This window comes from Pseudomonas sp. TH07 (genome assembly GCF_016651285.1).
Taxonomy (GTDB): domain Bacteria; phylum Pseudomonadota; class Gammaproteobacteria; order Pseudomonadales; family Pseudomonadaceae; genus Aquipseudomonas.
The window spans coordinates 4,677,344-4,689,347 of record NZ_JAEKED010000001.1 but is presented as its reverse complement, the minus strand read 5'-3'; the positions used below and the strand labels follow the sequence as shown (position 1 = coordinate 4,689,347).

Below are 12,004 nucleotides of genomic sequence, written 5' to 3'. Positions count from 1 at the left end.
GCTCAGGCGCGCCGCTCGCCTGGGCGTCATCAGGTCAAAAGAACAAACCCATTACTTTCAGCAGGTTACGAACACTTTCCAGAACAATAAGGCGGCCAATCAGCGCAAGCGTCAAATTAATCCCGTGGTTTTCATGGCAGCGTTTGTCCCGGTGTTCCCGTACAGACCTCAGACAATTCCATGGGATTTAATGAAATGTCGGGTGCTGGCTCAGCTTCATGGAGAACTGATCAGCCCCGCACTGCCCCCGTTCAACGTTCGACGATCTGTCTACATCAAGGATGATAAGGATATGAGTCTGACCAGCAGTATCGGAACCATCGAAAGCCCGCCGTTCTACTTCGAACTGGGCGAGCTGATCTCCAGCACCGGCAACGACCGATTCGCCGCCAACATGCTGCACCTGGTGGAAAAACGCGTTCCGGTAACCCGAGTCGAACTCAGCGAATGGACCCTCGATGAAGAACTCGCCTCCCTGCTGGACATCAAGCCCCTGGGCAGCGCCACCCTGCGCGAGGACAGCCCCTGCCCCGCCTCCTGGCAACGCAACGCCCAGCCCCTGCTGGAAAAAATGCTCGAAATGGACGACGCGCTGCTGATCCAGGTGAACGCCCGGGCCGGCGACCCTGCAAGCCGTCATACGGTCCGCGAAACCTCCCATCAGTGCAGCCTGGTGTCGCGCACGTCCAATCGGCGGTGCGTCATTTCCTTTTACCGACCGCGCCACCAGGGGGTGTTTTCCCTGTCCGAACTGTCGTTTCTCAAGAGCCTGTCGCAGACCCTGCTGCCGCTGATCGAACGTCACGCCCAGGCCAACCGCAATGCTGCCCTGGGCCAGGCCTGGGCCGGCGGGTTGCCGGCGCTGCCGGAGCAGGCGCTGTTGCAACGCGAGTTCGACGAGCGCCTGTCGCGCAATGACATCACCCTCTCGGCCCGGGAAAAAGAGGTGTGCCTGGGGCTGCTGAGCGGCGGCACGGTGCCGCAACTGGCGGAAAAACTCAGCCTCAAGAACAGCTCCATCGAAACCTACCTCAAGCGTGCCGCCGCCAAGCTGGGGGTAAGCGGCCGCCATGGATTGGCCAAGTGGATGGTCGGCGCGTGATCCGCCGCACTTCGGCATCAGGCAACTGCTTCACCCTTGGGGAAAGTCGCTCACTGCCCAGGTCAGCCCTGTCCCTGGTGCTGTTGACGTGGCTGCTGGGCGGCTGCTCGCTGATCCCGGACTACCAGCAACCGCCTTCACCGGCGCCCGCGCTCTACCCCCAGGCGCCCGGCGACACGGGGTCGCGCGCCCTGGCGAGCAGCACCGACTGGCATCAGCTGTTTCGTGACCCGACCTTGCAGCAGTTGATCCAGAGCGCGTTGGACAACAACCGCGACCTGCGGGTGGCGGCCTTGAATGTCGAGGCGTTCCAGGCGCAGTACCGGATCCAGCGCGCCGACCTGTTCCCTGCCGTGAGCGCCAACGGCAGCGGCAGCCGCCAGCGCCTGCCGCCCGCCATCACAGGCACCGGCAAGCCGCTGATCAAGTCGTCCTATTCCGCGACCCTGGGCATCAGCGCCTACGAGCTGGACTTCTTCGGCCGCGTGCGCAGCCTGAGCGAGCAGGCGATGCTCAGCTACCTGGCCACCGAAGAGGCGCAACGCAGCGCCCAGATCAGCCTGGTGGCGAACGTGGCCAACGCCTACCTGACCTGGCGCGCCGACCAGGAGCTGCTGGTGCTGAGCGGCAAGACCCTGGAGGCCAACCTGGAAAGCCTGCGCCTGACCGCGCGCAGCGGCACCGCCGGCAAGCTGTCCAACCTCGATGTGCTGCAAGCGCGCACCAGCGTCGAAAGCGCCCGGGCCAGCCTGGCCCGCTATCAACGCCAGGTGGCCCAGGACCTGAACAGCCTGAGCCTGCTGGTGGGGGCCGAGGTCTCCCCGGCGCTGCCCGGTCAGCCCCTGGCCAACGATCTGATAGTCGCCGTGCCGGCCGGCCTGCCCTCTGACCTGCTGCAACGGCGCCCGGATATCCTCCAGGCCGAGTACCAGTTGATGGCCGCCAACGCCAATATCGGTGCGGCCCGCGCGGCGTTTTTCCCCAGTGTCAGCCTGACTGCCAACGCCGGCTCTTCCAGCCTGGAACTGTCCGGGTTATTCAAGGGTGGCTCAGGGGGCTGGACCTTCCAGCCGCAGATCAACCTGCCGATCTTCAATGCCGGCAGCCTGCGGGCCAGCCTGGATTACTCCCGGCTGCAAAGGGACATCCGGGTCGCCCAGTATGAAAAGTCGATCCAGACCGCGTTCCAGGAAGTGTCCAACGGCCTTGCCGCTCGCAGCACCTACCAGCAGCAGCTCGATGCCCAGCGACGCCTGGTGGAGGCGACCCAGGACTACTACAACATGGCCGAACACCGCTACCGCATGGGCCTGGACAGCAACCTGGTGTTCCTCGACGCACAACGTTCGCTGTTCAGCTCACAGCAGGACCTGATCAATGACCGGCTGGCGCAACTGATGGCCGAGGTGAACCTGTACACCGCCCTGGGCGGCGGCTGGCAGGAGTCCCCCGAACTGGCCAGGCTGCCGGCGCCGCGGCACGGCGCCGGCGGCTAGTTCAGCCCAGCGACAAGCGCAGGGCCAGCGCCGCCAGGGTCAGCAGCAACACCGGCAAGGTCAGGACGATGCCGACCTTGAAGTAATAACCCCAGCCGATATGGATGCCCTTGCGGTCCAGCACGTGCAGCCAGAGCAAGGTGGCCAGGCTGCCGATCGGGGTGATTTTCGGCCCCAGGTCGCTGCCGATCACGTTGGCGTAGACCATCGCCTCCTTGACCACCCCCTGCGCCTGGCTGGCATCGATCGACAGCGCGCCGATCAGCACGGTCGGCAGGTTGTTCATGATCGACGACAGCAAGGCACTCAACAACCCGGTGCCCATGGCTGCGCCCCAAATGCCCCAGGTCGCGAAGCTGTCCAGCCAGCCGGCCAGGTATTGGGTCAGCCCGGCATTGCGCAGGCCGTAGACCACCAGGTACATACCCAGGGAGAAAATCACGATCTGCCATGGCGCGTCCTTGAGCACCTTGCGCGTGGAAATCCGATGCCCGCGGGCAGCCACCGCCAGCAGCAAGGCGGCACACACCGCCGAGATGGCACTGATGGGAATGCCCAGGGGCTCCAGGGCAAAACAGCCGAGCAACAGGATCAGCAGCACGCACCAGCCGGCGATAAAGGTCGGTTTATCGTGGATCGCGCTGTGCGCCGGCTCCAACTGTTCGGGGTCGTAGGCACGGGGGATGTCGCGGCGGAAAAACCACATCAGCACCCCCAGTGTGGCCGCCACGCTGACCAGGTTGACCGGCACCATCACCGCCGCGTAACGGTTGAAACCGATTTTGAAAAAGTCCGCCGAGACGATGTTCACCAGGTTCGAGACCACTAGCGGCAGGCTGGCGGTGTCGGCGATAAAGCCCGCGCCCATGACGAAGGCCAGGGTCGCGGCCTTGGAAAAACGCAGGGCCAGGAGCATGGAAATCACGATCGGGGTCAGGATCAACGCCGCCCCGTCATTGGCGAACAGCGCCGACACCAGCGCCCCCAGCAGCACCATAAAGGCGAACAGGCGTCGTCCACTGCCCCGCCCCCAGCGCGCCACATGCAGCGCGGCCCAGGCAAAAAAGCCGGCTTCATCCAGCAGCAGGCTGATGATGATCAGTGCGACAAAGGTGCCGGTGGCGTTCCAGATGATCTGCCACACCAGCGGGATATCGCTCAGGTGCACCACCCCGAGCAACAGGGCCAGGACCGCGCCCAGCACCGCGCTCCAGCCGACGCCAAGGCCCTTGGGTTGCCAGATCACCAGGGTGATGGTCAGCAGAAAAATCAGTCCAGCAGTCAACATGGGCAACAGCCTTGAGTGGGCCCGACAGCTAGACGGACCCATGGAATGGGGAGATCAGGGGATCGATCGGTTCAGCGGACATGACGCGCATAAGCCCCGCGAGCCGACTTCCGTGGAAGCCGGCGACTGCGGGTCAGGCTTTTTTGTGCTGTTCGACCCACTGCGCGTAGGCATTGATAAAGCTCTGCAGGAATGGCCGGGTGGCCTCGGACAACTTGCCGTTGTCATCGAACGCCGACCCCGCGCCGCCCAGGTAGGCTTCCGGCTGTTGCATGCAGGGCACGTTGAGAAACACCAGGGACTGGCGCAGGTGGTGGTTGGCGCCAAAGCCGCCGATGGCACCGGGGGAAACACTGATCACCGCACCCGGCTTGCCGCTCCAGGCGCTCTGGCCATATGGCCGCGAACCGACGTCAATCGCATTCTTCAAGGGCGCGGGCACCGAGCGGTTGTATTCCGGGGTCACGAACAACACCGCGTCGGATGCGCTCACTTGTTGCCGAAAAGTACTGTAGGCTGCCGGCGGTGCAGCATCGATGTCTTCGTTGTAGAGCGGCAGGTCGCCGATCTCGACGATGTTCAATTTGAGGTTGGCAGGCGCCAGTTCAGCCAGCGCCAGTGCCACTTTGCGGTTGATAGAGGCTTTTCTCAAACTACCGACCAGCACTGCAATCGTGTAAACGTTGCTCATGGTTGCTTCCTGACTATCTGGTTGAACAAGACGCTAGTTATAAATGACCGCGGGTCGATCCTGCCACCCCGTCTGCACAAATTGATGGTGCCCCAGAGCCTGTTTCAGCCCGGCCCGGCACCGCCCTTTGTGGCGGCGGACTATTTTTTTACCGGTACAAAACTTACCTCGCCCAAGCACGGTCTACAGAACCGCAAATTGAGTGATTTATCTCCAGAGGCTCTAAAAGATGGCAGCAGTACTCGTCGGACAGTTTCATGCAAGAGACGCAGAAGGCCGCGTCTATTCGGTGCATGAATTCCAGGAATCCACCCCGTCGGCAGACGGTCTCACCGGCTCCGAGCCTGTTACCACCTACCGTCTGGCCATTGGCGACCGCGTCAAAAAACTCGACGACAACCAGTTTCTGCTGGTGCAATCGGACATCACCATCATTCGCGAACCCGAGACCTTCATTGCCTCATAACCCGGTGTCATGAGCAGAAGTCATATGCGCGGACTTGAGTTAGGATTCAAGCGATTGAATCCCTCACTGGCTGGACATGGACTTCAAGCATGCGTTTACGTCATATCGAAGTGATTCAGGCGCTCCTGCAAACCGGGCACCTGGGCACCGCCGCCGAGCTGTTGCAATTGTCGGTGGCCGAGGTCGAGGCGCTTTTGCGCGATGCCGAAAGCCAGCTGGGCTTCATGCTCTTCGCCAGCGTCCGCGGACGTCTGCAGGCCACTCGCGAAGCCCGTGAGTTGCAGGCCGGGATCAGTGGCATCTACGACGCCTTCGAACCCGTGCAACGCCTGGCTGACAGCCTCAAGCAGTATCAGGCACCCCCGCTGCGGGTCGACGGCACCCCGCCCCTGGCCCAGCAACTGCTGCCGCAAAGCATCGCCGCCCTGCGCCGGCGCTTTCCCGACACCCCCTGCAGCCTGGCCAGCCACGGCACCCGCCAGATCGTCAAACGCCTGTTGCTGCGCGACTGCGACCTGGGCCTGAGCCTGCACAACCCCGAACACCGCGATATCCACTGCCAACCCCTGGCCCAGGGCAAGCTGCAATTGCTCGCGCCCCACGGCTGGCTGCAGCCCAAGCAGAAGTACATTGCCCTGCAAGACCTCGCCGGCCAGGCGATGGTCGGCCTGGAGGGCCAGGACCCGCTCAGCGTGACCCTGGACAGCAAGCTGCAGAATATTCGCCCCAGCCCGGTGATCCAGACCCGGGTCCAGACCTATCAGATGATGCGCAGCATGGTCGAAGCCGGCGAAGGCCTGGCGATTGTCGACCCCTTCACGGCCCTCGGCGCACGCAGCGGCGGCCTTGACGTGTGCCCGCTGTCGCCACCGATCAGCGTGACGCTGTATGCCTTGAGCCTGCACCAGCGCGAGCCGTCCAGCGTGATCAGCGCCCTGCTCGAACTGTTGACGGAGAAGGCCGAAGTCCTGCTCGCCGGCTAACCCTGGGCGGCGAACTCGTCGGCGAACAGTCGGTACCAGAAAATCGCCACTTCCGAGGTCTGCGGATCGATGCCGCGATAACGCAGGTGATCGACCCCGCCAATCACGTAGCCGCAGCGTTCATACAGGCGGCAGGCACCGATGTTGTTGTTCTGGGTTTCGAGCATGATGCCCGGGAGTTTCTTCTTGCGACTCCAGAACTGCGCCACATCCAGCAGCGCCTTGGCCACCCCGTGGCGCCGCGCCGGTGCATGCACTGCCAGCTCGTCGATATGGGCGTAACCGTTCCAGTTGGTGCTGACCACCACATGCCCCACCGGCTGATCGTCCAGGTAGGCCATGAAAATCGCGCTGTCGGCCGCGTCGCGGTAGCTGCTGAACTCCTCCGGGTCGATGCCGTAGCACTTGCGGTATGGATCGATGGACGTGAGCGGCCACTGCGCCACCGCCTTGCCGGTTTCAGCCTGGGCGTAGGCCGTGACTTCGAAACTGAAGTCACTGCCCCAGATATAGGCGGAAAACCCGTCGTCGGCGACCCGCACCGACAGGCCGGGGTACTTGGGATTCATGGCTGGCTGCATAGCGGGGAACGTCCTCAAACCTTGATGCAATCGACAGTGTAGTGCCGTCCATTGCCCTGATCTTCATGTTGCAAGCCGTGCACGTCGGCGACGAAGCCAGGGAAACTGCTGTCGAACGTACGGGCGAACGCCAGGTAATCGATGATCGACCGGGTCTGCTCGGTAAACCGCTCGCCGGGCATGATCAGCGGAATCCCCGGTGGGTACGGCACCAGCATCACGGCAGCGACCCGTCCCTGCAGGGCGTCGATCGACACCGCCTCGACTTCGCCACGCACCAGGTGGTCATAGGCGTCGGCCGGTTTCAGCGCCACTTCGGGCAGCACGGTGTACATGCGCTTGAGGTGCTTGGCCGTGGCGTTGCTGCGGTAACAGGCATGGAGCTGATCGCACAGGTCGCGCAGGCCCATGCCCTGGTAACGCGCCGGGTTGATCTGCGCCACGCTCGGCAGGCAGTTGCCGAGGCTGACATTGGCGTCGTAATTGCGCTTGAACTCCAGCAGTTCGGTGAGCAAGGTGCTCCACTTGCCCTTGGTGATGCCCATGGAGAACAGCACCAGGAACGAATAGAGCCCGGTCTTCTCGACCACCAGGCCGCGCTCCCAGAGGAACTTGCTGACCACCGCCGCCGGGATCCCCTTGTCGCTCAGGGCACCGCCCGCCGTCAGGCCGGGCATCACCAGGGTGACCTTGATCGGGTCCAGCAGCACATAGTCGTCGGTGACCCCGGCAAAGCCGTGCCACTCGCCTTCGGGCTCCAGCAGCCAGTCCTGGGTGTGGACCTGGTCGATGCCCTCGACCCGGGGCGGCTGCCAGATGGAAAACCACCAGTCATCGGCGGCGATGTGCAGCCTCAGGTTGGCCAGGGCGCGACGAAAGCTCAGGGCTTCGTCGAACATTTCCTGCAACAGCGAACGCCCGGCCGGGCCTTCCATCATGGCCGAGGCCACATCCAGCGAGGCGATGATGCTGTACTGCGGCGAGGTGGAGATGTGCATCATGAAGGCTTCGTTGAAGCGATCGCGATCCAGTTGCCGCGCGCCGCCGTCCTGCACGTGGATCATCGAGGCCTGGCTGAAGGCCGCCAGCAGCTTGTGGGTCGAATGGGTGGTGAACACCAGCGGGCTGTCGGCGGAGCGCGTGGTGCCCATGCCGTAGCGCCCGGCAAAGAATTCGTGGAACGCCGCGTAGGCGTACCAGGCTTCGTCGAAATGCAGGACCTCGACACTGTTGCCCAGGCTCTGCTTGATCAGCTCGGCGTTATAGCACAGGCCGTCATAGGTCGAGTTGGTGATCACCGCCAGCTTGACCTTGGGCGGCCGGCCCCGGGTCAACGGGCTGGCGTCGATCTTGGCCTGGATCGACTCGCGGCTGAACTCGCTCAAGGGAATCGGCCCGATAATCCCCAGCTCGTTGCGCTCCGGGCACAGGTACAGGGGGATGGCCCCGGTCATGATGATCGAGTGCAACACCGACTTGTGGCAGTTGCGGTCCACCAGCACCAGGTCATCGCGACCGACCATGGAATGCCAGACGATCTTGTTCGCGGTGGAGGTGCCATTGATCACGAAAAACGTGTGATCGGCGCCGAAATTGCGCGCAGCGCGGGCTTCGGCTTCGGCCAGGGGCCCGGTGTGATCCAGCAGTGAACCCAGCTCCGGGACCGAGACCGACAAGTCCGAGCGCAGGGTGTTCTCGCCAAAGAACTGATGAAACGCCTGCCCCACCGGGCTCTTGCGATAAGCCACGCCGCCGCCATGGCCCGGGGTGTGCCAGGAGTAGTTGGAGTCGGCGGTGTGTTGCACCAGGGCCTTGAAAAACGGTGGCAGCAGGCCATCCAGGTAATTGCGCGCGGCGCGGGCCACCTGTCGGGCGAGGAAAGGCACGGTGTCTTCGAACAGGTAAAGGATGCCCCGCAACTGGTTGAGTTCGCTCATGGCGTCGGCCGGGGCATTCTCCAGGGTCACCTGCTCGCCCAGGGCGAAGATCGGCAGATGGGGCGCACGCACCCGGGCCAGGCGAATCAGCTCGACCATGTTCTGCAACAGGTGGGTGTTTTCGCCCGCGCCTTCGGCAGCAATCAACATGCAGGCCAGGCCGTGGTGAGTCGAGGCCACCAGGCGGCCTTCGGCGTAATCCACGGCGGAAAAGATGCTGAAGCCTTCCTGCTCCAGTTCCCGGGCGATACCGCGCACCCGACCACCGGCAACGGTGTCAGCCTTGATGTCGCGGTGCACGATCAGCACCGGGAATTTCAGGTCTTTGTACATGGGGCGGGGTGTCCTGAGGCGGCGGACCTTGGCCCGCCAATCACCTCAGGGTAGAGGCTTGAGCCGCTGGGTGTAAGCCCCGCTGCGACCTTCGACAATAAAAGGTCGCGCGAGCACAACTACTGCTGCTGGGCCTTGGCCTCGGCCAACTGGGTCCAGAGTGCCGGCGCGCCGGCGGATTTGGCGATGATTTCCAGGCGTACCTGGTGCTCGGCGAGCTCCGCTTCGCTGGCCCGAATGATTCGCGCCGGCTGGCGGTCTGCCGGCAAGCGGCGGATTTCACTGGCGCGGTTGCCCGATCCTTCGCCGGAGCCGTTGCCGTCCGAGGCGTTGCCCGCCAGGGACAGGCTGGTCTGGCCGCCGGTCATGGTCAGGTAGACGTCGGCGAGAATCTCCGAGTCGAGCAAGGCGCCGTGCAATTCACGGCCGGAGTTGTCGACGCCGTAGCGTTTGCACAGGGCATCAAGGCTGTTGCGCTGCCCCGGGTGACGCTCACGGGCCATCATCAGGGTGTCGAGGATGGTGCAGTGCTGGGTGATGTCAGCTCGTTCGTGCTGGCCCATCAAGGCGAATTCGTTGTTGATGAAACCAACGTCGAACGCCGCGTTGTGGATGATCAGCTGTGCGCCTTTGATGAACTCGAAGAACTCGTCGGCGACCTCGGCAAAACGCGGCTTGCCCACCAGGAATTCGTTGGTGATGCCGTGGACGCCGATGGCGCCTTCGTCACTCTCGCGATCCGGTTGCAGGTACACGTGGAAGTGACGCCCGGTCAGGCGTCGACCCATCAACTCGACGCAGCCGATTTCAATGATCCGGTGGCCGTCGGTCACCGGCATGCCGGTGGTTTCGGTATCGAGTACAACAGATCTGTTGGCCATCAGTGCTCAGGTCTCAATGTTTCAAAAGGCGCGATTTTAGCATGCCCGGGGCGGATGACGCGCGTGAGGGGATCAGGACTGTTTGTAGCCGCGCACTTCATCGACGCCACGGTTGGCCAGTTGGTCGGCCCGTTCGTTGCCGTGGTGGCCGATATGCCCGCGGACCCATTTCCAGGTCACGGTGTGGCGGTTGACTTGCTCGTCCAGGAGTTTCCACAGGTCGGCGTTTTTGACCGGTTCCTTGGCTGCGGTTTTCCAGCCGCGTTTCTTCCAGTTGACCATCCACTCGGTGATGCCTTTCATCACGTACTGCGAGTCGGTCACCAGGGTCACTTCGCAGGGCCGCTTGAGCTCTTCAAGGCCACGGATGGCGCCCAGCAGTTCCATGCGATTGTTGGTGGTATTGGCTTCGCCGCCCCACAACTCCTTTTCAACGCCCTTGCACACCAGCAACGCACCCCAGCCGCCAGGGCCCGGATTGCCCTTGCAGGCGCCATCGGTAAAGAGTTCTACGCTATCGCTCATTTACAACCTATCCATCAAGAATGCCGTGCGGCCGGCCGCTGATCGGGCGACGCAGTCCGCGACCGGAAAGCCCGGCCTGCAATAAAAAGAAAGTTTCAGGGTTCGACGTTACGGCGGTTGACCTTGGCCATCGGCATCGGCACCAGCTTGCCCATCGGCTCGCGCCGCACCTGGCGCACCGGGCGCAGGCCGACCACGATCTTGCGCGCCACCAACAGATAGAAGCCGCCGCCCGACAGTTGCCAGTCACCGGCCTTGCGTTCCCAGCCGGCCAGGCGGGCCTGCCACGCCGGGGAAGCAAGCGGCGGACGATAGCACCCGAAGCGGCGTTTCTCCAGCGCGAAGCCCAGCAGATTCAGCCAGTCGCCGACCCGTGACGGGGAAATGCAGCGCGCCTGGCGCAAGGCATCGTGGGCAAAGACATGGCGCAAGCCCCAGCTGCTCCAGGGGTTGATCCCGACAATCAGCAAATGGCCACCCGGGCGCACCGCGCTGGCCGCCTCGCGCAGCAGGCCATGGGGCGACAGGCAGAAATCCAGGCCGTGCTGCAACACCACCACGTCGGCGGCGTGCTCGCTCAGGGGCCAGGCCTGCTCTTCGCAGACAATCTCCACCCCGGGCAGGGGCGCGCCCAGGCGCACGTTGCGCTGCACTTGAGGGGCTGCAGGCGGGGTTTGCGCCGAAGGCCCGTAATGCACCAGGTAACCGCCAAAGAAACGCCCCAGCTCGTCATCGAGCATGCGCCGTTCTTCATCGAGCAAAAATTGGCCCAGTGGGCCGGACAGCCAGTCACGGGCCGCGCTGATCAAAGCCAGCCAGTCAGGATCGGCCTGAGCGAACGCTTTATCGGTCATTGCATTCTCCAACCCGCCAAGAAGTTCTAAGATGCGCCATTGTTTTCCGCTTGGCGAATCCGACGATGATACAGATCAGTGCCCTGCCCGCCTTCACCGATAACTACATCTGGTTGTTACAAGATCAGCACCACCAACGTTGCGCGGTGGTCGATCCGGGTGATGCGGCGCCCGTGGTGGCCTGGCTGCAACAGCACCCCGGCTGGGTCCTCAGCGACATCCTGATCACTCATCACCACCACGATCACGTCGGCGGCGTGGAGCAGCTCAAGCAGTTGAGCGGCGCCACGGTCTACGGCCCGGCCCGGGAAAACATCCCCGGGCGCGACGTGGCGCTCGATGACCAGGACCGGGTCAGCGTACTCGGCTGCGAATTTCGGGTCATGAGCGTACCCGGGCACACCCTGGGGCATATCGCCTATTACCACGACGGCCTGCTGTTCTGCGGCGATACGCTGTTCGCCGCCGGCTGCGGACGGCTGTTCGAAGGCACCCCGGAGCAGATGCACCAGTCCCTCGCCAGCCTGGCCGCGCTGCCGGCCGAGACCCGGGTGTACTGCACCCATGAGTACACCCTGAGCAACCTCAAGTTCGCCCAGGCCGTGGAGCCGCATAACCCGGACATCGCCGAGCGCCTGGCGAAGGTCATCCAACTGCGCGAGGACGGGCGCATGACCCTGCCCTCGACCCTGGCCCTGGAAAAACTCACCAACCCTTTTCTACGCACCGCGGAAACATCCGTTAAACAAAAAGCTGACGAACGGAATGGCCGGGATAACCCGTCGCAGAGTGCGGTTTTTGCGGCCTTGAGGGCATGGAAAGATAAGTTCTAAGACCCCCGCTGCTTGGTACAAAAATTCTGAATGG

General features: G+C 63.4%; 12 protein-coding genes. 5 read left to right on the top strand and 7 right to left on the bottom strand.

Annotated elements, in window-relative coordinates; translation table 11 throughout:
• The first annotated feature begins 292 nt into the window (after positions 1 to 292).
• Positions 293 to 1,102, top strand: a complete 810-nt coding sequence (locus tag JFU57_RS21765; protein WP_201130735.1) for a helix-turn-helix transcriptional regulator — start codon at positions 293 to 295, stop codon at positions 1,100 to 1,102.
• Between the two features lie 53 nt (positions 1,103 to 1,155).
• A complete protein-coding gene (locus JFU57_RS21760; RefSeq protein WP_201132167.1) occupies positions 1,156 to 2,598 on the top strand; it encodes an efflux transporter outer membrane subunit in 1,443 nt (480 codons plus the stop codon).
• A gap of 1 nt (position 2,599) precedes the next feature.
• Here the strand turns inward: JFU57_RS21760 and JFU57_RS21755 are convergent, their stop codons facing one another.
• Both JFU57_RS21755 and JFU57_RS21750 read right to left on the bottom strand, forming a co-directional pair.
• Positions 2,600 to 3,886 carry an arsenic transporter gene (locus tag JFU57_RS21755; protein WP_201130734.1) on the bottom strand — a complete coding sequence of 429 codons (1,287 nt, stop codon included), beginning with the start codon at positions 3,884 to 3,886 and terminating at the stop codon, positions 2,600 to 2,602.
• 133 nt (positions 3,887 to 4,019) lie between these two features.
• Positions 4,020 to 4,577, bottom strand: coding sequence for an NADPH-dependent FMN reductase (locus JFU57_RS21750; protein ID WP_078471288.1), 558 nt, complete (start codon positions 4,575 to 4,577; stop codon positions 4,020 to 4,022).
• Positions 4,578 to 4,806: 229 nt separating this feature from the next.
• On the opposite strand from JFU57_RS21750, the gene JFU57_RS21745 reads away from it, so the two are divergent.
• The gene (locus JFU57_RS21745) at positions 4,807 to 5,043 is read left to right on the top strand and encodes a hypothetical protein (protein ID WP_078471289.1); all 237 of its coding nucleotides are present in this window, start codon (positions 4,807 to 4,809) and stop codon (positions 5,041 to 5,043) included.
• 89 nt (positions 5,044 to 5,132) lie between these two features.
• On the top strand, positions 5,133 to 6,026 hold the full coding sequence (locus JFU57_RS21740) for a LysR substrate-binding domain-containing protein (RefSeq protein WP_201130733.1): 894 nt from the start codon (positions 5,133 to 5,135) through the stop codon (positions 6,024 to 6,026).
• Here JFU57_RS21740 and JFU57_RS21735 read toward each other — a convergent pair.
• The 5 genes from JFU57_RS21735 to JFU57_RS21715 all read right to left on the bottom strand — a co-directional run bounded on the left by JFU57_RS21735 (position 6,023) and on the right by JFU57_RS21715 (position 11,137).
• Positions 6,023 to 6,607, bottom strand: a complete 585-nt coding sequence (locus tag JFU57_RS21735) for a GNAT family N-acetyltransferase (protein WP_078471291.1) — start codon at positions 6,605 to 6,607, stop codon at positions 6,023 to 6,025. The genes JFU57_RS21740 and JFU57_RS21735 overlap by 4 nt on opposite strands.
• Positions 6,608 to 6,621: 14 nt before the next feature.
• Complete coding sequence (locus JFU57_RS21730; RefSeq protein WP_201130732.1) at positions 6,622 to 8,877, bottom strand: Orn/Lys/Arg family decarboxylase; 2,256 nt, start codon at positions 8,875 to 8,877, stop codon at positions 6,622 to 6,624.
• Between the two features lie 119 nt (positions 8,878 to 8,996).
• Positions 8,997 to 9,758, bottom strand: a complete 762-nt coding sequence (gene dnaQ, locus JFU57_RS21725) for a DNA polymerase III subunit epsilon (protein ID WP_020296090.1) — start codon at positions 9,756 to 9,758, stop codon at positions 8,997 to 8,999.
• A 72-nt stretch (positions 9,759 to 9,830) separates the two neighbouring features.
• On the bottom strand, positions 9,831 to 10,283 hold the full coding sequence (rnhA, locus tag JFU57_RS21720; RefSeq protein WP_078471293.1) for a ribonuclease HI: 453 nt from the start codon (positions 10,281 to 10,283) through the stop codon (positions 9,831 to 9,833).
• A 95-nt stretch (positions 10,284 to 10,378) separates the two neighbouring features.
• Entirely contained in the window at positions 10,379 to 11,137 is a 759-nt protein-coding gene (locus JFU57_RS21715) for a class I SAM-dependent methyltransferase (protein WP_078471294.1), read from the bottom strand.
• A 65-nt stretch (positions 11,138 to 11,202) separates the two neighbouring features.
• Between JFU57_RS21715 and gloB the strand changes: the two genes are divergently transcribed.
• Positions 11,203 to 11,970 (top strand): hydroxyacylglutathione hydrolase, encoded by a 768-nt coding sequence (gene gloB / locus JFU57_RS21710; RefSeq protein ID WP_201130731.1) that lies wholly within the window; start codon positions 11,203 to 11,205, stop codon positions 11,968 to 11,970.
• Positions 11,971 to 12,004: the final 34 nt, after the last annotated feature.